General features: G+C 48.0%; 29 protein-coding genes, 1 tRNA gene and 1 pseudogene. 19 read left to right on the top strand and 12 right to left on the bottom strand.

Annotated features, from left to right (window positions below; all coding sequences use genetic code 11):
* Nucleotides 1-55: 55 nt before the first annotated feature.
* The 3 genes from proB to FFT88_RS06165 all read left to right on the top strand — a co-directional run bounded on the left by proB (nucleotide 56) and on the right by FFT88_RS06165 (nucleotide 2,614).
* Complete coding sequence (proB, locus tag FFT88_RS06155) at nucleotides 56-1,159, top strand: glutamate 5-kinase (protein ID WP_135404392.1); 1,104 nt, start codon at nucleotides 56-58, stop codon at nucleotides 1,157-1,159.
* Nucleotides 1,160-1,170: 11 nt separating this feature from the next.
* Complete coding sequence (gene proA / locus FFT88_RS06160; RefSeq protein WP_135404393.1) at nucleotides 1,171-2,424, top strand: glutamate-5-semialdehyde dehydrogenase; 1,254 nt, start codon at nucleotides 1,171-1,173, stop codon at nucleotides 2,422-2,424.
* A 114-nt stretch (nucleotides 2,425-2,538) separates the two neighbouring features.
* Nucleotides 2,539-2,614: transfer RNA gene (locus tag FFT88_RS06165), tRNA-Thr, on the top strand.
* 14 nt (nucleotides 2,615-2,628) lie between these two features.
* Here FFT88_RS06165 and FFT88_RS06170 read toward each other — a convergent pair.
* The 10 genes and pseudogenes from FFT88_RS06170 to FFT88_RS06220 all read right to left on the bottom strand — a co-directional run bounded on the left by FFT88_RS06170 (nucleotide 2,629) and on the right by FFT88_RS06220 (nucleotide 8,459).
* Nucleotides 2,629-3,747 carry a tyrosine-type recombinase/integrase gene (locus FFT88_RS06170; RefSeq protein WP_001132557.1) on the bottom strand — a complete coding sequence of 373 codons (1,119 nt, stop codon included), beginning with the start codon at nucleotides 3,745-3,747 and terminating at the stop codon, nucleotides 2,629-2,631.
* Nucleotides 3,669-4,103 carry a helix-turn-helix domain-containing protein gene (locus FFT88_RS25555; RefSeq protein ID WP_077873866.1) on the bottom strand — a complete coding sequence of 145 codons (435 nt, stop codon included), beginning with the start codon at nucleotides 4,101-4,103 and terminating at the stop codon, nucleotides 3,669-3,671. The genes FFT88_RS06170 and FFT88_RS25555 overlap by 79 nt, the downstream gene beginning before the upstream one ends.
* On the bottom strand, nucleotides 4,019-4,324 hold the full coding sequence (gene yfdT / locus FFT88_RS06180; RefSeq protein WP_000206732.1) for a protein YfdT: 306 nt from the start codon (nucleotides 4,322-4,324) through the stop codon (nucleotides 4,019-4,021). The genes FFT88_RS25555 and yfdT overlap by 85 nt, the downstream gene beginning before the upstream one ends.
* Entirely contained in the window at nucleotides 4,324-4,686 is a 363-nt protein-coding gene (locus FFT88_RS06185; RefSeq protein WP_001242749.1) for a phage protein, read from the bottom strand. Before FFT88_RS06185 ends, yfdT begins: the two co-directional genes overlap by 1 nt.
* Entirely contained in the window at nucleotides 4,677-5,213 is a 537-nt protein-coding gene (yfdR, locus tag FFT88_RS06190) for a 5'-deoxynucleotidase (RefSeq protein WP_000008200.1), read from the bottom strand. The genes FFT88_RS06185 and yfdR overlap by 10 nt, the downstream gene beginning before the upstream one ends.
* A gap of 127 nt (nucleotides 5,214-5,340) precedes the next feature.
* Complete coding sequence (locus FFT88_RS06195) at nucleotides 5,341-6,165, bottom strand: DUF2303 family protein (protein WP_000081287.1); 825 nt, start codon at nucleotides 6,163-6,165, stop codon at nucleotides 5,341-5,343.
* Nucleotides 6,166-6,230: 65 nt separating this feature from the next.
* Nucleotides 6,231-6,593 (bottom strand): protein YfdP, encoded by a 363-nt coding sequence (gene yfdP / locus FFT88_RS06200; protein ID WP_000135682.1) that lies wholly within the window; start codon nucleotides 6,591-6,593, stop codon nucleotides 6,231-6,233.
* A 14-nt stretch (nucleotides 6,594-6,607) separates the two neighbouring features.
* Nucleotides 6,608-6,918, bottom strand: a pseudogene (locus FFT88_RS06205) (hypothetical protein).
* A gap of 275 nt (nucleotides 6,919-7,193) precedes the next feature.
* Complete coding sequence (locus FFT88_RS06215) at nucleotides 7,194-7,469, bottom strand: hypothetical protein (RefSeq protein WP_021563905.1); 276 nt, start codon at nucleotides 7,467-7,469, stop codon at nucleotides 7,194-7,196.
* Nucleotides 7,470-7,766: 297 nt separating this feature from the next.
* Entirely contained in the window at nucleotides 7,767-8,459 is a 693-nt protein-coding gene (locus FFT88_RS06220) for a S24 family peptidase (protein WP_032150191.1), read from the bottom strand.
* Nucleotides 8,460-8,556: 97 nt separating this feature from the next.
* Between FFT88_RS06220 and FFT88_RS06230 the strand changes: the two genes are divergently transcribed.
* From FFT88_RS06230 to FFT88_RS06280, 11 genes are all read left to right on the top strand, one after another.
* Nucleotides 8,557-8,817 (top strand): helix-turn-helix transcriptional regulator, encoded by a 261-nt coding sequence (locus FFT88_RS06230; RefSeq protein WP_001191674.1) that lies wholly within the window; start codon nucleotides 8,557-8,559, stop codon nucleotides 8,815-8,817.
* Nucleotides 8,810-9,361 carry a protein YmfL gene (gene ymfL / locus FFT88_RS06235; protein ID WP_000515843.1) on the top strand — a complete coding sequence of 184 codons (552 nt, stop codon included), beginning with the start codon at nucleotides 8,810-8,812 and terminating at the stop codon, nucleotides 9,359-9,361. The genes FFT88_RS06230 and ymfL overlap by 8 nt, the downstream gene beginning before the upstream one ends.
* 175 nt (nucleotides 9,362-9,536) lie before the next feature.
* A complete protein-coding gene (locus FFT88_RS06240) occupies nucleotides 9,537-9,716 on the top strand; it encodes a DUF4222 domain-containing protein (protein WP_001250269.1) in 180 nt (59 codons plus the stop codon).
* The gene (locus FFT88_RS06245; protein ID WP_000104967.1) at nucleotides 9,706-10,647 is read left to right on the top strand and encodes a helix-turn-helix domain-containing protein; all 942 of its coding nucleotides are present in this window, start codon (nucleotides 9,706-9,708) and stop codon (nucleotides 10,645-10,647) included. Before FFT88_RS06240 ends, FFT88_RS06245 begins: the two co-directional genes overlap by 11 nt.
* Nucleotides 10,644-11,138 carry a PerC family transcriptional regulator gene (locus tag FFT88_RS06250; protein WP_135404394.1) on the top strand — a complete coding sequence of 165 codons (495 nt, stop codon included), beginning with the start codon at nucleotides 10,644-10,646 and terminating at the stop codon, nucleotides 11,136-11,138. Before FFT88_RS06245 ends, FFT88_RS06250 begins: the two co-directional genes overlap by 4 nt.
* Nucleotides 11,138-11,791: a phage N-6-adenine-methyltransferase gene (locus FFT88_RS06255; RefSeq protein WP_000066918.1), complete on the top strand. Its 654-nt coding sequence runs from the start codon at nucleotides 11,138-11,140 to the stop codon at nucleotides 11,789-11,791. Before FFT88_RS06250 ends, FFT88_RS06255 begins: the two co-directional genes overlap by 1 nt.
* Complete coding sequence (locus tag FFT88_RS06260; RefSeq protein ID WP_000210173.1) at nucleotides 11,788-12,114, top strand: LexA family transcriptional regulator; 327 nt, start codon at nucleotides 11,788-11,790, stop codon at nucleotides 12,112-12,114. The genes FFT88_RS06255 and FFT88_RS06260 overlap by 4 nt, the downstream gene beginning before the upstream one ends.
* The gene (locus tag FFT88_RS06265; protein ID WP_000767113.1) at nucleotides 12,111-12,500 is read left to right on the top strand and encodes a RusA family crossover junction endodeoxyribonuclease; all 390 of its coding nucleotides are present in this window, start codon (nucleotides 12,111-12,113) and stop codon (nucleotides 12,498-12,500) included. Before FFT88_RS06260 ends, FFT88_RS06265 begins: the two co-directional genes overlap by 4 nt.
* A gap of 19 nt (nucleotides 12,501-12,519) precedes the next feature.
* On the top strand, nucleotides 12,520-13,317 hold the full coding sequence (locus FFT88_RS06270; protein WP_001061404.1) for a KilA-N domain-containing protein: 798 nt from the start codon (nucleotides 12,520-12,522) through the stop codon (nucleotides 13,315-13,317).
* 7 nt (nucleotides 13,318-13,324) lie between these two features.
* Nucleotides 13,325-14,314: a DUF968 domain-containing protein gene (locus FFT88_RS06275; RefSeq protein ID WP_135404395.1), complete on the top strand. Its 990-nt coding sequence runs from the start codon at nucleotides 13,325-13,327 to the stop codon at nucleotides 14,312-14,314.
* Between the two features lie 17 nt (nucleotides 14,315-14,331).
* Nucleotides 14,332-14,679, top strand: a complete 348-nt coding sequence (locus FFT88_RS06280) for an antiterminator Q family protein (RefSeq protein WP_001205465.1) — start codon at nucleotides 14,332-14,334, stop codon at nucleotides 14,677-14,679.
* Nucleotides 14,680-14,703: 24 nt separating this feature from the next.
* Here FFT88_RS06280 and FFT88_RS06285 read toward each other — a convergent pair whose 3' ends face one another.
* Nucleotides 14,704-15,882, bottom strand: coding sequence for a hypothetical protein (locus tag FFT88_RS06285; protein WP_135404396.1), 1,179 nt, complete (start codon nucleotides 15,880-15,882; stop codon nucleotides 14,704-14,706).
* Entirely contained in the window at nucleotides 15,872-16,906 is a 1,035-nt protein-coding gene (locus tag FFT88_RS06290; protein ID WP_000127202.1) for a nucleoid-associated protein, read from the bottom strand. Before FFT88_RS06290 ends, FFT88_RS06285 begins: the two co-directional genes overlap by 11 nt.
* Before the next feature lie 290 nt (nucleotides 16,907-17,196).
* On the opposite strand from FFT88_RS06290, the gene FFT88_RS06295 reads away from it, so the two are divergent.
* The 5 genes from FFT88_RS06295 (at nucleotide 17,197) to FFT88_RS06315 (ending at nucleotide 18,936) form a co-directional block, all read left to right on the top strand.
* Complete coding sequence (locus tag FFT88_RS06295; protein WP_001120496.1) at nucleotides 17,197-17,523, top strand: phage holin, lambda family; 327 nt, start codon at nucleotides 17,197-17,199, stop codon at nucleotides 17,521-17,523.
* A gap of 3 nt (nucleotides 17,524-17,526) precedes the next feature.
* A complete protein-coding gene (locus FFT88_RS06300; protein ID WP_032170741.1) occupies nucleotides 17,527-18,003 on the top strand; it encodes a glycoside hydrolase family protein in 477 nt (158 codons plus the stop codon).
* On the top strand, nucleotides 18,000-18,437 hold the full coding sequence (locus FFT88_RS06305; RefSeq protein WP_016249561.1) for a lysis protein: 438 nt from the start codon (nucleotides 18,000-18,002) through the stop codon (nucleotides 18,435-18,437). The genes FFT88_RS06300 and FFT88_RS06305 overlap by 4 nt, the downstream gene beginning before the upstream one ends.
* Complete coding sequence (locus tag FFT88_RS06310) at nucleotides 18,425-18,610, top strand: hypothetical protein (RefSeq protein ID WP_001447355.1); 186 nt, start codon at nucleotides 18,425-18,427, stop codon at nucleotides 18,608-18,610. The genes FFT88_RS06305 and FFT88_RS06310 overlap by 13 nt, the downstream gene beginning before the upstream one ends.
* A 77-nt stretch (nucleotides 18,611-18,687) precedes the next feature.
* Nucleotides 18,688-18,936: a hypothetical protein gene (locus tag FFT88_RS06315; RefSeq protein WP_000885689.1), complete on the top strand. Its 249-nt coding sequence runs from the start codon at nucleotides 18,688-18,690 to the stop codon at nucleotides 18,934-18,936.
* The last annotated feature ends 47 nt before the right edge of the window (nucleotides 18,937-18,983 follow it).

The raw sequence follows: 18,983 nt of genomic DNA on the forward strand, positions 1-18,983 counted from the left end.
CTGCTAAAACGTTCGTTTGATATCATTTTTTCCTAAAATTGAATGGCAGAGAATCATGAGTGACAGCCAGACGCTGGTGGTAAAACTCGGCACCAGTGTGCTAACAGGCGGATCGCGCCGCCTGAACCGTGCCCATATCGTTGAACTTGTTCGCCAGTGCGCGCAGTTACATGCCGCCGGGCATCGGATTGTTATTGTGACGTCGGGCGCGATTGCCGCCGGACGTGAGCACCTGGGTTACCCGGAACTGCCAGCGACTATCGCTTCAAAACAGCTGCTGGCGGCGGTAGGGCAGAGTCGACTGATTCAACTGTGGGAACAGCTGTTTTCAATTTACGGCATTCATGTCGGGCAGATGTTGCTGACCCGTGCTGATATGGAAGATCGTGAACGCTTCCTGAACGCCCGCGATACCCTGCGTGCGTTGCTCGATAACAATATCGTTCCGGTAATTAATGAGAACGATGCTGTCGCTACGGCAGAGATTAAGGTCGGTGATAACGATAACCTTTCTGCGCTGGCGGCGATTCTGGCGGGTGCCGATAAACTGTTGCTGCTGACCGATCAAAAAGGTTTGTATACCGCTGACCCGCGCAGCAATCCGCAGGCAGAACTGATTAAAGATGTGTACGGCATTGATGACGCACTGCGCGCGATCGCCGGTGACAGCGTTTCAGGTCTTGGAACCGGCGGCATGAGCACTAAATTGCAGGCCGCGGACGTGGCTTGCCGTGCGGGCATCGACACCATTATTGCCGCGGGCAGCAAGCCGGGCGTCATTGGTGATGTGATGGAAGGCATTTCCGTCGGTACGCTGTTCCATGCCCAGGCGACTCCGCTTGAAAACCGTAAACGCTGGATTTTCGGTGCGCCGCCTGCGGGTGAAATCACGGTAGATGAAGGGGCAACTGCCGCCATTCTGGAACGCGGCAGCTCCCTGTTGCCGAAAGGCATTAAAAGCGTGACTGGCAATTTCTCGCGTGGTGAAGTCATCCGCATTTGTAACCTCAAAGGTCGTGATATTGCCCACGGCGTCAGTCGTTACAACAGCGATGCATTACGCCGTATTGCCGGACACCACTCGCAAGAAATTGATGCAATACTGGGATATGAATACGGCCCGGTTGCCGTTCACCGTGATGACATGATTACCCGTTAAGGAGCTGGCCGATGCTGGAACAAATGGGCATTGCCGCGAAGCAAGCCTCGTATAAATTAGCGCAACTCTCCAGCCGCGAAAAAAATCGTGTGCTGGAGAAGATTGCCGATGCACTGGAAGCACAAAGCGAAAGCATTCTCAACGCTAACGCGCAGGATGTTGCTGACGCGCGTGCTAATGGCCTTAGCGAAGCGATGCTTGACCGTCTGGCACTGACGCCCGCACGGCTGAAAGGCATTGCCGATGATGTGCGCCAGGTGTGTAACCTCGCCGATCCGGTGGGGCAGGTGATTGATGGCGGCGTGCTGGACAGCGGCCTGCGTCTGGAGCGTCGTCGCGTGCCGCTGGGGGTGATTGGCGTGATTTATGAAGCGCGCCCGAACGTGACGGTTGATGTTGCTTCACTGTGCCTGAAAACCGGTAACGCAGTGATTCTACGTGGCGGTAAAGAAACCTGTCGCACTAACGCGGCAACGGTGGCGGTGATTCAGGACGCCCTGAAATCCTGTGGCTTACCGGCGGGTGCCGTGCAGGCGATTGATAATCCGGATCGCGCACTGGTCAGTGAAATGCTGCGTATGGATAAATACATCGACATGCTAATCCCGCGCGGTGGCGCTGGCCTGCACAAGCTGTGCCGCGAACAGTCGACGATTCCGGTGATCACTGGTGGCATTGGCGTCTGCCATATTTACGTTGATGAAAGTGCAGAGATCGCTGAAGCATTGAAAGTGATCGTCAACGCGAAAACCCAGCGTCCGAGCACATGTAATACGGTAGAAACGTTGCTGGTGAATAAAAGCATCGCTGAAAGCTTCCTGCCCGAATTAAGCAAACAAATGGCGGAAAGCGGCGTGACATTACACGCAGATGCTGCCGCGCTGGCGCAGTTGCAGGCAGGTCCCGCGAAGGTGGTGGCAGTTAAAGCCGAAGAGTATGACGATGAATTTCTGTCATTAGATTTGAACGTCAAAATCGTCAGCGATCTTGACGATGCCATCGCCCATATTCGTGAACACGGCACACAACACTCCGATGCGATCCTGACCCGCGATATGCGCAACGCCCAGCGTTTTGTCAACGAAGTGGATTCGTCCGCTGTTTACGTTAACGCCTCTACGCGTTTTACCGACGGCGGCCAGTTTGGTCTGGGGGCGGAAGTCGCGGTAAGCACACAAAAACTTCACGCGCGTGGCCCAATGGGGCTGGAAGCACTGACCACTTACAAGTGGATCGGCATTGGTGATTACACCATTCGTGCGTAAATAAAAACGGGTGATGCAAAAGTAGCCATTTGATTCACAAGGCCATTGACGCATCGCCCGGTTAGTTTTAACCTTGTCCACCGTGATTCACGTTCGTGAACATGTCCTTTCAGGGCCGATATAGCTCAGTTGGTAGAGCAGCGCATTCGTAATGCGAAGGTCGTAGGTTCGACTCCTATTATCGGCACCATTAAAATCAATAAGTTACACATCATTAGTACCTTCCTTATTTTTTGACTGGGACAAATTTGGGACCGATGGGTTCAGGATCGAGTCTATTTGCCGTGCGTGTTCGGTAAGGTGATTAGGTGCAAGGTGAGCATATCGACGAACCATTTCGATAGACTCCCAGCCTCCCATTTCCTGTAACACTGACAATGGGACTCCGGCTTGAACCAGCCAACTTGCCCAGGTGTGTCTCAAGTCGTGAAATCTGAAATCATCAATACCAGCCCGTCTCAGCGCCGCTTTCCAGGCTGTGTTTGCGTCATACCGCATCTTCCTTACTGTTGGCGCTTTCGTTCCGTCTGGTTTGGTACAGCTTTCCTTGTACACAAATACCCAACGGTGATGATTCCCGATTTGTTTTTTCAATACGCGACATGCAGTATCATTCAGCGCAACGCCAATTGCGCGGTTTGATTTACTCTCTTCCGGGTTTATCCATGCCACCCGGCGCTGCATATCTATTTGTTGCCATTCAAGGTTGATGATGTTCGAGCGTCTTAAGCCTGTTGCCAGTGCAAATTCAACAACAGACTTTAATGGCTCCGGACATTCATCAATCAGCCTTTGTGCTTCATGGGGCTCCAGCCAGCGGATCCGTTTATTCTTTGGTTGAGGCACTTTAATAATTGGTGCCTTATCCAGCATTTTCCATTCACGCTCTGCGGCTCTTAGTAGGGCCTTTATAAATGAAAGATGCGTAGCCTTCGTTGCAACGGACGCTGGTTTTGGCGTGTATTCTGGAACAGGTTTCCCTTTTTTTCTGCATGCTTCTGCCCTGAGTTTCCAGTTTTCCTCATGACGCCGGTTCGTCATTTTCTGCATTGCTGAATAAATTTTTGATTCAGTAATGTCTCTTAGTTGCATTCCTGCGAAATGTTGAAGCCAGAATCCGATCCGGCTTTTGTCATCGTCCAGTGATTTTTTATGTGCTTTCTCTTCAAGCCACCTGACACACGCTTCCTCGAACGTTATATCAGGTATTTCACCAAGTTTGCTGACCCGCCATGCTTCAGCCTTTAGCTTGTCATGGAGTTCTGTCGCCTGCCTTTTGTCCTTTGTTCCAAGAGACTGTTTAAATCTTTTACCGTTCGGCAATGTGAAACTGGCGTACCATATTTCACCTCTGCGGAAGAGTGACATTTTCTTTCCTCTGTTATGCCATCACCCGCGCTCACCTGGACAGTATGCAGCGGAGACTGAAGAGCCGCAATGCAGGCTTGTCGTGTTGTGAGGTAAGGAGATTTATTCTTAGTGGGATCTTTGCGTGTTGCCTGAAGACGCCCTGTGCGTATCCAGTTAATGGCAGTCGGTCTGGATATCTTGAGAAAATGACAGGCCTCATCGAGTGTGAGGCTGTATGGCTCCATTATTTCACCTCTTGCTGTGACATTGTTGAAAAATGGATACCAGCTCGTTGCTGCCAGACGATCCAACCGAGAGTCATATCCCATGCCATGTATTCGTTATCGCCGTTTTTTGCTCTCCGACGATCTACTAAGTCACCGAAACGCTTTTCCATGAATAATTCATAAGCTTCGCGTTCATCTGGTTCTACTTCCAGAGATAGGAGTGCGATTTCATAAGCACGGCGCTCAATATCGTCTCGCACGTCAAGGCTGCTGATACGCTCTTTAATTTCTTTAATCAGTTCTTTGTCGGTAAAAGTGGTCATTATGCTCCAGCCTCCGGTGCTTTTGGCATTACTGCCCAGTGAGTGATATTGACGTTTTCAAGGTCCCCGACCTGAAATGTCCACTGCCATTCTCCGGTTTCTTTTTGTCCCCAGGTGTACCAGAGAGAACGCCAGCCAATTAGCCAGCCTTCTCCGTTAGCATCGAATAACAAAACACTTTCATTTGCTGGTGGCAGTTCAGTTGACACTGGTATTACTTTGTTTTCCTGTGCTGCACATTTAGCTTCAAGCGCATCGAATTTACGCACCAGGTATTCAGCATCTGTTTCATTTACTTTCAGATCTCGCGGTACACATCTCCCACGAAGAAACCCTTCCATTTCGAAAACATTCATGCGCATTTGCGTAACTCCGATAACTCGTTAAAGCGTTCCATAAACATCCCGTAGGCATGGCCCGGTGCCAGTGGAATCACGTTGAACATCTCTGTTGCCGGGATACCTTCCAGTACAGGCCAGAAAGAGCCATCATCAAGCCCGAGATCGCGGCGTTCGGTTGCCAGCATGATGAGATCGGCATATTTCACGGGCGTACTCATAACTGGGGGTAACCCGTATTTCTCACGGATTACGGCGTCTATTTTTTCTTCCATTTGTTTATAGTCAGGAAGAAGGCGTTTCAGTGGTGCGGGAATGTCCTGGCAATACGCTTCTGTTGCATCATGCATTAACGCTTCAAAAGCAAATTCCTGCGGCACCAGCTGGCTGCAAAGAACCGCATGTTGGGCGACGCTGTAGAAGTGCGAAAGATGACCGGCAAAGCGACAGATATTTGAAAGGGAAACCGCGATATCGTTAATATCGATGTCGTCTTTATTTATCCTGTCATAATAAAAATGCTTCCCGGAAAAAGTTTTAATAAATGACATTTTGTTCTCCACGTATATGCGCTGCACCGCGCTGAATTCTGGTAAAAAGAATCCCTCACCATCCGGCGATTATTGAGTAAATTACGTTTCCATAAATGCCCCCGCAGGGGCATTTGCAGTAATGAAATCAGGCGGTGAAAGTACCAATAAAGGTTTCTACTTTGCTGTCCTTGAATTTCTCAACAAGCAGATCACGAAATTCGTTAGCCATTTCTTCCTGCACCGCCTCCAGCTGAATAATGCGCAGAACCAGTACAGGACGATCGCCAGTGATAATACTAAGGCGTAATTTAAACGGACGTTCTTTCAGACCTTCAAACGGAACGCATTTAAATTCAAATGCCACTGGCATAATGTCTTTGGTCTTCGCTTCGACAGACTCCATCAGGGAGCGTTTGCCGCTGAAGTCATTATCTTCAAAATCAGCGGTCTGGTTTGCTTCAATCGTGATTTTACGGACAGCCGCAGCCGCTTTTGTTGCCTGAATAGCGTCACCATTAGCATCAAAGCCCACAAGATAGTCGGCCCAGTCTTCAATCCATTCTGCCAGTGACTTCTGGGAGTTACGCTCGCCGTTAACAGACAACAGAGCAGAGAACGGTGCTGTCTTTTTCAGTTTGAGTGTGGCGGTGTTATCTGCGTGACCTGGTTCATCAATAGTACCCAGGTTAAGCACACTGACGGCACGCATATTATCAGCATCGATAAAGCAGCGGGTGCCTTCATCTGCAAGATCTTTAGAATAACGGGTAAAGTCATCGATGCTGGCAGTGGAAAGCGCACCACGGAAACGGAAGCGATTTAAATTAAATTTTTCCAGATCATGAATGCGGAAATTCTCAGGCAATGCCACAGCATCGGCACCAATCTTACTGATAATTTCATTAACACCCTGAGCAGAAATAAGGGCATGGATTTGATTAATTGCGGTTGCGTCTAAGTTCTGAGACATAATAAGTCCTCACTATATAAAGATATTCAGTGATGAGATAAATAATCAGTTAATTAAAAACGATATTAACGACCTGCTGCGCGGAGTTTTCCGTCAGGTTCACCGGCAAGAGTCAGTAACTGTCCCTGGTCTTCCTGCAGAATAGTCAGGCGACCACCGCGATTGACATACATCGGCGTTTCGGTGGTGTCTTCTTCGGAAATTTTCCCGCGGTTAGTCGGGCGAACATATGAGAGTTTGTGTTTGATTTTCACACGGTTCTCATCAAATGGTTCGATTTCCAGGTTGAGTGAGACCTTACCTTTGGTTTTCGTGTTCATCACACCGGAAGCGACTTCACTGAGAACTGCGCCGATTTTGGTTTCAAATACGCCGCCGTCCAGCTCCCCGATAAATGCCTGCACATCAGTACTGCGTTCGCTAGCCATTTTGCTGCTCCTCATCATATCGACCCTGCAAGGCCGATTAGTTTCTCCACAAAACAGAGAAGAACACCTGCGGTGGCAGCCGCCCGGATGGATTGGGTTATGAGCCCGTCGTCCGGTGATGCTCTTCTCTGTTTTGTAAAAAGGACGGTACCAGCCGGAAGCAAGGGTACAAGCTGGTACCGCCAGGACTACACACAGCATAAAGTTGTGGTGCCGGGTGCCTCCCGGTGCCTGGCGAAGGTTGCACACCAGGCGGGTGGGTATCCACAGAAGGTCGACTGTCAGCCTCAACCTTAACCCGCGTGCGCTGAGCCGCATTCACCACAACGCTAAGGATTCTCTTTGGTTGAAAATACTTAGCTGTTATGTGCCTGTCTTTTCACCACTTCAGGCTCGGTGGTATCCTTTTAAGCCCGTATACATAAAAGGAAAATCAAATGACTTTTGATGAAAAAGAACTTGATAATGCAATTAATAAAATCATCGTAACGTCGCTCTTTTCCTGTCTCAGCGACACTCAGCAGAAACAGTTCTACGAATCGGCTTTCAACATGATCGAGCGTTGTTGTTTCTGCGATGCCGACGAGTTACCTGAAAAAATCAGGAAACAGTTGGCTGATGCTCTTCGAGTGCGACTTTCTGACCAATTTTCTGAAATGTGCTCTCCGAATTTGGACAAATAGAAAAAGGCCATTTCCATTCAGGGTCTGATGGAAATACTTCAGCCTGTTCCAAAGCACGGCGTAAAGAGAACACAACTCCAGCCATAATCTGATGTTTCCCATTGGTCCAGCTATCGCCGCTCTGATCTACAGGGGCGGCTATGTCGTATGACCAAACGACTTCACAGTTATTGTTTAAAATCTGGACTTTCATTTCATACACCTGCTTTAACATGAGTGCCTAGTGGCACAACATGACTCAACGAATCATCCTGGACTTCATATGCCCCAGGCGGCTACTTCGTGGGCGTCCTGCCTGTTCGTTTTTGACATTTACTGACTGCTTACGACACATGCACCGTGTTGCAACCAGATTTTGTTGTAATCCTGTAGTTGGTCTGGAACAAAAGATAAAATTAAATTGCGATATATGCAAGTGGTATTTGCGTGATATGCAAATTGATAGGTAATAAAAAGCCACCTTTCGGTGGCCGATGGAAGGATATTGAGGTTAATTATGTCTCTTAAGGGTTTGCGACTGACTGATTAAGACCTTTCCAAAGACCATGAATCGGTGTTCGTTTTCGCTAGTAATTCCCCATTCACGGTAAATCTGGTTATCAGAAATCACCAGCAGTTTGTCAGGAATCATTTGAAGTCTTTTAACGTATATTTTGTCATCAAAACCAAAGACATATATACCATCACCATCAAACTGATTGATGCTGACATCAACGAAGATGAGATCTCCTGGCTCAATGGTTGGACACATACTGTCCCCACGAACGTTGATAACTTTGATGTGATTGGCTGGTCGTCCGCCGAACATTGATACAGCATTATCAGTTCTGTATTCGATGGCATGAATCACATCAATGACATCACCGCCCTGGATAAGGCCATTTCCCGCACTGGCACTGATATCCAGCATTTCAATACGGAACACATCCTTCACCTGCGCAACATCCTCATCATTACTGTTTTTATATACAGTATTACTTTTGTGGGCAGAGGTAAAGAGATCAGCAATATCAACACCTAAGCTCTTGGCAATATTACTCAGTGTTTGTTCGGTAAATTGTTTTTGCTTACCCGTTTCTAAGCGCGAGATGTTCGCCGCATCTACTCCTATTGCTTCAGCGAGATCGGCGATTTTCATGTTCTTCGCTTGGCGAAGTTGTCTGACTCGGTTTCCTATGTTCATGCGTTTATTACATTTCTTTATTGCGTGATAAGCAAATCAACTTGCGCAAAATAATTGCGTGAAATAACATGCATAACGCGCAATATTTGGAGGGCGTATGCAATCACCATTACGAAATGTGCGTAAGGCGCATGGTTTCACTTTGCAGCATGTTGCTGCAGGTGTTCAAGTCAATCCAGCGACGTTGAGTCGTATTGAGAGGCTGGAGCAGATTCCATCTATCGAGCTTGCAGAACGTTTAGCCAATTTTTTTAAGGGTGAAGTCAGCGAAATGCAGATTCTTTATCCGGCACGTTTTCAATCTAGCCAAAACCAGAATGGGTTTAAACCACAGGAACAGGAGGTGAACCGTGGGTAAGCATCACTGGAAAGTAGAAAAACAGCCTGAGTGGTACGTGAAAGCTGTCAGAAAAACTATCGCAGCGTTGCCGGGGGGGTACGCTGAAGCTGCTGACTGGCTGGATGTAACAGAGCACGCATTATTTAACCGCCTTCGTGCCGATGGCGATCAGATTTTCCCGCTGGGATGGGCAATGATTTTGCAACGTGCTGGTGGAACTCACTTCATTGCTGACGCTGTGGCGCAGTCTGCAAATGGCGTCTTTGTGTCTCTTCCTGATGTCGAGGATGTGGACAACGCCGATATCAACCAACGCCTGCTGGAAGTCATTGAACAGATCGGCAGTTATTCAAAACAGATTCGTTCAGCAATTGAAGACGGTGTAGTGGAACCGCATGAGAAGACAGCAATTAACGATGAGCTGTACCTCTCAATTTCGAAGCTGCAGGAGCATGCAGCTCTGGTCTACAAAATCTTTTGCGTTTCAGAAAGTAGTGACGCCCGCGAGTGTGCAGCTCCGGGCGCCGTGGCGTGTCGTGACTGTGGAGAAACTAACGCATGAACAGTTTAACAACACACTACCGTCGCTCGCAACTGATTGCGCTTCCTGTACCGGGTGGAAAAGCGAAGGTGGAGTATTGCTATGCAGTAAATGTACCAGGTGACAGGGAAATTGTAACCCACAGCTTTGCAGAGTGGGCTGTGGGTGATTTCAACCGGCAGAAGGAGACAGTCCTTTGCGACAAGTTAACCGCTGGTTCAAAGATCACTACGGAGTGCCCGTCAGAGTCATTCGTTGGGAGCCGGAAACACAACGTGTTATCTACCTCCGCGAAGGCTATGAGCATGAGTGCTTCAGCCCGCTCGAACAGTTTCGTCGTAAATTCAGGGAAATAGAGGTCGGTCATGAGCACTAAATTAACCGGCTATGTATGGGATGGTTGCGCTGCATCAGGCATGAAATTATCCAGCGTGGCAATTATGGCCCGCCTGGCTGATTTCAGTAATGACGAAGGTGTGTGCTGGCCATCAATTGAAACCATTGCCCGCCAGATTGGCGCGGGAATGAGTACCGTCAGAACGGCTATCGCACGGCTGGAAGCAGAAGGCTGGTTAACGCGTAAGGCGCGTCGGCAGGGTAACCGCAATGCGTCGAATGTTTATCAGCTTAACGTTGCGAAGCTTCAGGCAGCGGCATTTTCTCAACTGTCAGATTCTGACCCGTCAAAATCTGACGCATCAAAATCTGACCCGTCAAAATTTGATGCGTCGAAATCTGGCAAAAAAGCGGGTTTTCACCCGTCAGAATCTGGCGGGGATCCGTCAGTAAAATCAAAACATGATCCGTCAGATAAAAAAACTTCTCGTCCGGACGCTTCGCAACCGGACACGCAGACGGCTGAACAGGAGTTTTTAACTCGCCATCCTGATGCGGTTGTATTCAGCCCTAAAAAGCGCCAGTGGGGAACGCAGGATGATTTGACCTGCGCACAGTGGCTCTGGAAAAAAATCATCGCCCTGTACGAGCAGGCCGCCGAATGTGACGGCGAGGTGGTTCGTCCCAAAGAACCGAACTGGACAGCCTGGGCAAACGAAATTCGCCTGATGTGTGTGCAGGATGGTCGTACTCACAAACAAATCTGCGAGATGTACAGCCGCGTCAGCCGCGATCCGTTCTGGTGCCGTAACGTGCTCAGCCCGTCGAAGTTGCGGGAAAAATGGGATGAGCTTTCCCTGCGCTTATCGCCGTCCGTCAGCACGTACACCGAAAAACGTGAAGACCCGTACTTCAAAGCCAGTTACGACAACGTGGACTACAGCCAGATCCCAGCAGGATTCAGGGGGTGATCATGAGTCTGTTAAATGACGTTCAGAAATTCATTGAAGCCCATCCGGGGTGTACTTCCGGAGACATTGCGGATGCTTTTGCTGGTTACTCACGGCAGCGCGTTCTGCAGTCAGCAAGCAAGTTACGTCAGAGTGGGCGTGTGGCTCACCGTTGTGAAGGGGATACACGCAGACATTTCCCGCGCCTGACTGAGAGAGCGCAGGAGCCGGAACCACAACCAGTTCGTGAAACCAGACCTGTGCGCAATTTCTATGTCGGCACTAACGACCCCCGGGTGATTTTGTGCCTGACCCGCCAGGCTGAAGAACTGGAGTCCAGGGGCTTATTCCGTCGAGCTGCAACGGTGTGGATGGAGGCATTCCGTGAAAGCCACTCCCAGCCAGAACGAAACAATTTTCTGGCGCATCGAGAGTGGTGCTTACGGAAAAGCAGCAAGCGCGCTGCATCGGGTGAAGAGTGGTATCTGTCAGGGAATTACGTGGGGGCTTAATGAGTAATAAATATTGCCAGGCGCTGGTGGAGCTGCGGAACAAACCAGCCCATGAACTGAAGGAAGTGGGCGATCAGTGGCGCACGCCGGACAACATTTTCTGGGGAATTAACACCCTGTTTGGCCCGTTTGTTCTGGATCTGTTCACTGATGGTGATAACGCCAAATGTGCCGCTTATTACACTGCGGAAGACAACGCGCTGGCGCATGACTGGTCTGAACGTCTTGCGGAGCTTAAAGGTGCTGCCTTTGGTAATCCCCCGTACAGCCGCGCCAGTCAGCATGAGGGGCAATACATCACCGGCATGCGTTACATCATGAAACATGCCAGTGCTATGCGTGATAAAGGCGGGCGCTATGTTTTCCTGATCAAAGCTGCCACCAGCGAAGTTTGGTGGCCGGAAGATGCAGACCATATTGCTTTTATTCGCGGGCGTATTGGTTTTGAACTGCCAGCCTGGTTTATCCCGAAGGATGAGAAGCAGGTGCCGACAGGAGCTTTCTTCGCTGGTGCTATTGCTGTTTTCGACAAGACCTGGAAGGGACCGGCAATCAGCTACATCGGGCGCGATGAACTTGAGGCATGTGGTGAGGCCTTTCTGGCGCAGGTTCGCCAGCAGGCAGAAAAACTGGTCAGGGAGATGGTGGCATGACGACGTTAACTCAATGCCAGCAGCAGGTGCTGGATATGCTGATTTCTTATCAGAAAGAACGTGGCTTCCCGCCAACCAATCAGGAGGTGGCAACCATGCTGGGATACCGTTCAGTGAATGCAGCGGTAGAACATCTTCGCGCACTGGAGAAAAAAGGCGTCATCACGATAAAGCGTGGCGTGGCCCGGGGCATCACGCTTCATACCGCGGTGAAGGACGACGACAGCGAGGCGGTCGGGATTATCCGCTCACTGCTTGTCGGTGAGGAAAACGCCAGGCTGCGTGCAGCCCACTGGTTACATGAGAGGGGCCTGAAAGTATGAAGCTGATCCTGCCTTTCCCGCCCAGCGTGAACACGTACTGGCGACACCCCAACAAAGGGGCGTTTGCAGGTAAGAGCCTGATAAGCGCGGCGGGGCGCAAATTCCAGAGCGCGGCGTGTGCAGCAATAGTTGAGCAGTTACGTCGTCTGCCAAAACCAACGTCGGCACCTGCTTCAGTGGAGATCGTGTTGTTTCCTCCGGATAACCGGATCCGCGATCTGGACAACTATAACAAGGCGCTGTTTGACGCTCTGACCCACGCGGGTGTGTGGGAAGACGACAGTCAGGTGAAAAGAATGCTGGTGGAGTGGGGACCGGTTATCCCGGAAGGGAAGGTCGAGATCACTATAAGTAAGTACGAGAAAACGGCGGGTGCAGCCGCCTGATTAAGAGGAGAAACGAAGTATGAATAATCTGATGGTCATTGATGGTATTGAAGTTCGTCGTGATGCTTATGGTCGTTACAGCCTGAACGATCTGCACAGGGCTGCCGGTTCTCTGGATAAGCATAAGCCTGCATTCTGGCTCCGCAATGAGCAAACTGAACGTTTAATAAGCGAGTTGCAGATTTGCAACTCGGTCAATATAGAGCCAGTTAACGTTATTCGTGGCGGAAATAACCAGGGGACGTATGTCTGCAAAGAACTGGTGTATGCCTATGCAATGTGGATCAGCCCGTCATTCCATCTGAAGGTGATCCGTACTTTCGACATGGTAACCAGCGCACCTGAAAAATTATCCGGACAGGCTGCTGACAAGATGCAGGCTGGCGTGATTCTGCTGGACTTTATGCGCCGGGAATTAAACCTGTCTAACTCATCAGTGCTTGGTGCCTGTCAGAAACTCCAGGAGGCTGTTGGCTTACCGAATCTGGCACCGCGCTATGCCATTGATGCTCCTGCTGACGCGCCTGATGGCTCAAGTCGCCCCACGCTGTCGCTGAGTGCACTGCTGAAACAGTATGGTATCCGCCTGACGGCTAATCAGGCATATCACCAGATGGTGAAGCTGGGGATCGTCGAGCAGCGCGAACGATACAGCCGTACCGCGATTAACAACATCAAAAAATTCTGGTCGCTGACAGCGAAAGGCTGCATGTTCGGCAAGAACATCACCAGTCCCGCAAATCCGCGCGAGACGCAGCCGCATTTCTTCGAATCCCGATTCCCTGAGCTGTTAAAGCTGCTCGATACCGTTCATTGAGGTGACCGTGAGAGCACTACTGACTCCTGAAATTGCCCCGCGTATGGGGATCGTATTGTTCAGGCCAGGTTCAGAGCTGATGCCCCTGTTTATGCAGGGGCGTGTCCTGCTGGAGCCTGAGCCGGAACGTTATTCATCTTTCGCCAGTGGTGCCGTTCCGGCGGCATCACAACCGCTGGTGGATGATCCTGCCGTTCGGGCCGTGTTCCGCAATGAGGCAGTGATCCGTCGTGCTGGTGGCGTGGAATGTCTTGAAAGCTGGTTACTTCGTGAAAAGGGCTGTCAGTGGCCTCATTCCGACTGGCACAGCGAGAACATTACCACAATGCGACACGCTCCGGGCGCAATCCGTCTGTGCTGGCACTGCGATAACCAGCTGCGCGATCAGTTCACGGAACGGCTGGAATCAATGGCAACGGATAACTGTGCCCGCTGGGTGTTGTCTGTTGTGCGTCGGGATCTCGGTTTTGATGACAGTCACGTTGTGACAATGCCGGAACTGTGCTGGTGGCTGATTCGTAATGATCTGGCGGATGCCTTACCGGAAAGTGCAGCCCGTAAGGCACTGAGATTACCGAAGCCTGTTGTGCCGTCTGTCACCCGGGAAAGTGACCTTGTGCCTTCGGTTCCTGCCACCAGCATCATCCAGGATAAGGCGAAAAAGATGCTGGCGCTGAAAGTGGATCCGGAGTCGCCGGAGTCTTTTATGTTACGCCCCAAACGTCGCCGCTGGGTTAATGAAAAGTACACGCGCTGGGTTAAGACGCAGCCGTGCGCATGTTGTGGAAAGCCTGCTGATGATGCCCACCACCTGATAGGTCACGGTCAGGGTGGAATGGGTACAAAAGCGCATGACCTTTTTGTGTTGCCTTTGTGCAGAAAGCATCACGACGAGCTGCATGCGGATACCGTGGTATTTGAAGAGAAGTATGGCTCCCAGTTGGAGCTGATATTTCGTTTTATTGATCGTGCGCTGGCAATTGGCGTGCTGGCCTGATTTGGTGGAGAAAGTTGATGCGTGATATGTATGAAGTATTGGACCGCTGGGGAGCATGGGCTGCAGCAGAAAATAGTGGTGTGGACTGGCAGCCGATAGCGGCTGGTTTCAAGGGACTTTTACCACACGGTAAAAAGTCACGTCTCCAGTGTGATGATGATGAAGGCATCATGATAGATAGTTGTGTGGCTAGGTTGCGTAAATATAAGCCGGAAGAGTATGAGCTGATAATTGCTCACTTTGTTATCGGTATCTCATTACGCACTATTGCGAAGAAGAGAAAATGCTCTGATGGGACTATAAGAAAAAAGTTGCAAGCTGCATTGGGATTTATTGATGCAGTTATATATATAATACATGGGTAATTTATTAGACGGCCATATTGGCCGTCAGCTAAATAAATATGTAATAGCATAAGGCGTAAGTAAAAAGTAGAATCTAAATGTAAGATATAAGCCACATAAAACTATAATTCCTAATGAGGCAAAAACAACTTTCTGAACAAGCAATCTTGTGGTTAAACTATCAAATGTATCCTTTATATCTTCGTAAATAGCCTTGAAGTTATATTCTGCTTGTTGTTTTTTATGATTTAACTCATCATTTATTGCTGTTAAAGTTTGCCATTGATTAAATAGAACAAATAGAATCATAATAGTGAAGAACAATGCACCCAACACTACAGCTGTGTTTATTAATGCTTGACTATCCCAACCATTAGCCTGCTTCATTTGAGTCGCAACGATAATTGTTGCGACGGGGATACCTAATATCTGATTTTGTATGTCACTGAATACTTTATGTATTTTCCCCATCTCTTCTATTTTGGCTACTCGTAACTGATCCAGTATTTTCTCGTAAGAAAAACCAGAAACGAATACTTTGTATCCTTTTTGATAACTTTCATAAAGTTGTCCTAAATCCCTTAACATGAAGGAAAAAGAGGTTTCTTTAGTTTTAGATTCACATGATGATTTTATACTACTTGCTAAAATAGTAAGTTTTTGATCTTTATGCGTATCTTCTGCAAAGTTTGCGATCAAATTATGAATCAGATCTCCATTAACATTCATAAGATCATCGCTAGAATAATTTACTGGAATTTTTAGTACGTTGGATTCGACGAATACCAATTCAAAATTTGTTTCATCTAAATAAGCAGAACAATCTTTGAATAAAGTAATTAAGCTCAAAACATCTCTGTACTTGGATATAATAGCAGGCGACTTTTTATCCCTGTTGTGATAATTAAGTTCGATTATAAAGAAGTTACTGGCTTCCTTTATCCTATTTTTAGGATTTTTTAAATACTCATTAAAAGAGAAATGTAGCTGCCCCAATCGTAATTTGGGGGGGGTTATATGTAAGGTTATAGTTTGGCCTAACTTAATGTTGCCAGATTCAAGGGTGATGCCAAAATCATGGGGATTCTCTGTGATATCGTTGATGATGTCACAGAGCTCCTCGTTTGAAAGAATGAGTGATGCTTCAGATAGGGTACCTGCAAATGTAGCGGCCTTGTAAATAGTCACTAAGTCTTTGAAGGTTCTCTGATTGTTACTGCTCATCCTCTTCACCTAATTCTGATAAGATCTCTGATCTTAGCGTATCCGGAATCTCGGTAAGTATCAATTTATCGTTTTCTGAATCATAAAGAACGCTGCCATCATGCAAGGCCGCACGCTCGAATTTCAGAGACCAATGTTTGGACTTTCCTTTGAAACTAACAAGCCCACGTATAACGTTGCCATCAGGCACGAACCCATCAGAGAACTCCAGATCGTCATTGGTTAACTTTTCAACTAACAACTCAGGAGCAGTTGGCCATATCTCGTTTGCAAAAATTTGAGTGTCGAAAGTTTCACCAGAACGATTTAAATTTTTTAATTTTTCATGAGCCTTATTTAGGAACTCTTCACGTGCCTCTGGTTCAAAACCTCTTTCAGTAGCAAATTCTAAAAGTGCATTCCGTAATTTTGTTGTTTCTTGTTTGGCAATTAGAATATCGTTGCAACCTAAAAACTTTTTGAAATAACCTGCTACTGAATTTTGCCCCTTTAGAAAGCTAATATATCTCTCTTTGCCATTCTGGCGCCCAGTTAAGTCAATTCGTCCCGCTACTCGAAGTTTAGCAATGTCTAGATATTCACTTTCTTGAATTTCAAAATCGTGGACTGAAGAGCCAACTGCTGATGTTAGGATTGCAACCATCAAATAATGATTTCCATTTACCTCATTATGGGCAATTATTACATAACCACCAGTAGACATTGATTCATCATCGGCTCTGGCTTTTAAATGATTGATCATTCGGATACTAGTATCATAAAAACTATGTGTTTTATTTACGAAATAATCATCAACGATATTACCCATAGGGTAACTATCGCGGTCATCTTCAAATTTCCCATATCCTTTACCTGCTCTCCCAGAGTACCTTTCAGTAAGTGCGTTAGAGAGGTCTTTTGATGCTTGCTGAACAGGTTTTTCTGAAGGACAAGGAATAATGGTGGCTAACCCCTGTTGTTCCTTGTTCATAATGTGAACAATAAACTTATGAGTGATATTAGTGGGGGTCGCTGATGCAGTCATAACAACATCCTTTTAATGGTTTTGAACAATTGGTGTTGATAATACTTCAAAAAATACTAATGCGTACGCAAAAAATACGGTACTCTGTTAAGAGTGGTTACTTCGCCACACAGCTTAAACCCGCCGTCGAGCGGGTTTTGTCGTTTCTGGGCTTTGGTATTCGTTGGGCTTGGTCTATCTAGCTCTTATCCATTGGCTCGGCTTCTTTTACGTTTCCGCTTCTGATTTGCGGTTCGTGGTACTCCCTCAATTTGCACCTCTTGTATCGGCGAGGTGAGAGATAACTACAAATGCCTCATAACCCAAATACTTGGCTGGAGTTGGTCCAGAGCTGGTGGCGTGGAGACACACCGCTGGGCGCAGTGATTATGTCGATTGTTATGGCTGGTTTGCGCATTGCCTATTTTGGCGGTGGTGGTGGCTGGAAGCGAAAAACACTCGAAATTCTACTCTGTGGCGCTCTGACGCTGACTTTTGCATCCGCTCTTGAGTATGTCGGATGGCCTAAATCGCTTTCTGTTGCCATTGGTGGTGGGGTGGGGCTGATCGGTGTCGATGCTATTCGTGGGGCTGCAATGAGAGTAATCGGTAATAAGTTTGGTGGCTCTAAGGAGTAATTTATGCAGGTACTAAATTCCCAGCGTAAAGCTTTCCTCGATATGGTGGCATGGTCAGAAGGAACGGATAACGGGCGACAACCGACACGTAACCACGGTTATGATGTTATTGTTGGTGGCGAACTGTTCACTGATTACTCCGATCACCCTCGCAAACTTGTCACGCTAAACCCAAAACTCAAATCAACAGCCGCCGGACGTTACCAGCTTCTTTCCCGTTGGTGGGATGCCTACCGTAAGCAGCTTGGCCTGAAAGACTTCTCTCCAAAAAGCCAGGACGCTGTGGCATTGCAGCAGATTAAGGAGCGTGGCGCTTTACCGATGATTGATCGCGGTGATATTCGTCAGGCTATCGACCGTTGCAGCAATATCTGGGCTTCACTGCCGGGCGCTGGTTATGGCCAGTTCGAGCATAAGGCTGACAGCCTGATTGCAAAATTCAAAGAGGCTGGCGGAACGGTCAGAGAGATTAAGGTATGAGCAGAGTCACCGCGATTATCTCCGCTCTGATTATCTGCATCATCGTCTGCCTGTCATGGGCTGTTAATCATTACCGTGATAACGCCATCGCCTACAAAGAGCAGCGCGATAAAGCCACATCCATCATCGCTGACATGCAGAAGCGTCAACGTGATGTAGCAGAACTCGACGCCAGATATACAAAGGAGCTTGCTGATGCTAACGCGACTATCGAAAGTCTCCGTGCTGATGTTTCTGCTGGGCGTAAGCGCCTGCAAGTCGCCGCCACCTGTGCAAAGTCAACGACCGGAGCCAGCAGCATGGGCGATGGAGAAAGCCCAGGACTTACAGCAGATGCTGAACTCAATTATTACCGTCTCCGAAGTGGAATCGACAGGATAACCGCGCAGGTTAACTACCTGCAGGAATACATCAGGACGCAATGCCTTCGATGATAGCGATAATTTTACTCATCATCCTTCACATCTGGCTCTGTAGACAGGGTGGTGCTTACTTCTGGAGCGAATCCAGATTAAACATCTCATTGCTGATGCTTGATATTGAGCATCTGGCGCGCGGTAAGGGCTGTGTTGAGATAAGTGCCAGTTCATTACAAAGCTATATCTAATGGAACCTGAAATAATTTGTCATTGTCATGACAAGAAAATTCATTAATGATGAGCTCTCATTATACGGGAGGTAGATATGGCATTTCGTTATTTTGAACTTACCGAAAATATTCCTTTTGAGGATGCAAGAGAGCTTCACGTACAGTTCAAACACCACTTAGAATATGTTGTAAAGGCGTTATTTATGCCAGGAACACATGAAAAGCATTTAATTGTTGAAGGCCGGGATGACGAATCGATAACACAGATATTTGGTGGGCATGATGAAAAGTTTATGCATCTTTATCATATCGATGAATATGAAAAACGTGAAGACTTAATCTAACCTCCTACGACTGTTTTTATTGCCATCATAAAAGCCATTCCTTGCAG

The sequence above is a fragment of the Escherichia sp. E4930 genome (assembly GCF_005845405.1).
Lineage (GTDB): Bacteria > Pseudomonadota > Gammaproteobacteria > Enterobacterales > Enterobacteriaceae > Escherichia.

Bases quoted from the DNA above. Each gene is read 5' to 3' on its own strand.
- proB (WP_135404392.1), top strand. From the start codon at position 56: ATGAGTGACAGCCAGACGCTGGTGGTAAAACTCGGCACCAGTGTGCTA.
- proA (WP_135404393.1), top strand. From the start codon at position 1,171: ATGCTGGAACAAATGGGCATTGCCGCGAAGCAAGCCTCGTATAAATTA.
- FFT88_RS25555 (WP_077873866.1), bottom strand. From the start codon at position 4,103: ATGGGATATGACTCTCGGTTGGATCGTCTGGCAGCAACGAGCTGGTAT.
- yfdT (WP_000206732.1), bottom strand. From the start codon at position 4,324: ATGACCACTTTTACCGACAAAGAACTGATTAAAGAAATTAAAGAGCGT.
- FFT88_RS06185 (WP_001242749.1), bottom strand. From the start codon at position 4,686: ATGCGCATGAATGTTTTCGAAATGGAAGGGTTTCTTCGTGGGAGATGT.
- yfdR (WP_000008200.1), bottom strand. From the start codon at position 5,213: ATGTCATTTATTAAAACTTTTTCCGGGAAGCATTTTTATTATGACAGG.
- FFT88_RS06195 (WP_000081287.1), bottom strand. From the start codon at position 6,165: ATGTCTCAGAACTTAGACGCAACCGCAATTAATCAAATCCATGCCCTT.
- yfdP (WP_000135682.1), bottom strand. From the start codon at position 6,593: ATGGCTAGCGAACGCAGTACTGATGTGCAGGCATTTATCGGGGAGCTG.
- FFT88_RS06215 (WP_021563905.1), bottom strand. From the start codon at position 7,469: ATGAAAGTCCAGATTTTAAACAATAACTGTGAAGTCGTTTGGTCATAC.
- FFT88_RS06220 (WP_032150191.1), bottom strand. From the start codon at position 8,459: ATGAACATAGGAAACCGAGTCAGACAACTTCGCCAAGCGAAGAACATG.
- FFT88_RS06230 (WP_001191674.1), top strand. From the start codon at position 8,557: ATGCAATCACCATTACGAAATGTGCGTAAGGCGCATGGTTTCACTTTG.
- FFT88_RS06245 (WP_000104967.1), top strand. From the start codon at position 9,706: ATGAGCACTAAATTAACCGGCTATGTATGGGATGGTTGCGCTGCATCA.
- FFT88_RS06255 (WP_000066918.1), top strand. From the start codon at position 11,138: ATGAGTAATAAATATTGCCAGGCGCTGGTGGAGCTGCGGAACAAACCA.
- FFT88_RS06260 (WP_000210173.1), top strand. From the start codon at position 11,788: ATGACGACGTTAACTCAATGCCAGCAGCAGGTGCTGGATATGCTGATT.
- FFT88_RS06265 (WP_000767113.1), top strand. From the start codon at position 12,111: ATGAAGCTGATCCTGCCTTTCCCGCCCAGCGTGAACACGTACTGGCGA.
- FFT88_RS06270 (WP_001061404.1), top strand. From the start codon at position 12,520: ATGAATAATCTGATGGTCATTGATGGTATTGAAGTTCGTCGTGATGCT.
- FFT88_RS06280 (WP_001205465.1), top strand. From the start codon at position 14,332: ATGCGTGATATGTATGAAGTATTGGACCGCTGGGGAGCATGGGCTGCA.
- FFT88_RS06285 (WP_135404396.1), bottom strand. From the start codon at position 15,882: ATGAGCAGTAACAATCAGAGAACCTTCAAAGACTTAGTGACTATTTAC.
- FFT88_RS06290 (WP_000127202.1), bottom strand. From the start codon at position 16,906: ATGACTGCATCAGCGACCCCCACTAATATCACTCATAAGTTTATTGTT.
- FFT88_RS06295 (WP_001120496.1), top strand. From the start codon at position 17,197: ATGCCTCATAACCCAAATACTTGGCTGGAGTTGGTCCAGAGCTGGTGG.
- FFT88_RS06300 (WP_032170741.1), top strand. From the start codon at position 17,527: ATGCAGGTACTAAATTCCCAGCGTAAAGCTTTCCTCGATATGGTGGCA.
- FFT88_RS06305 (WP_016249561.1), top strand. From the start codon at position 18,000: ATGAGCAGAGTCACCGCGATTATCTCCGCTCTGATTATCTGCATCATC.
- FFT88_RS06310 (WP_001447355.1), top strand. From the start codon at position 18,425: ATGCCTTCGATGATAGCGATAATTTTACTCATCATCCTTCACATCTGG.
- FFT88_RS06315 (WP_000885689.1), top strand. From the start codon at position 18,688: ATGGCATTTCGTTATTTTGAACTTACCGAAAATATTCCTTTTGAGGAT.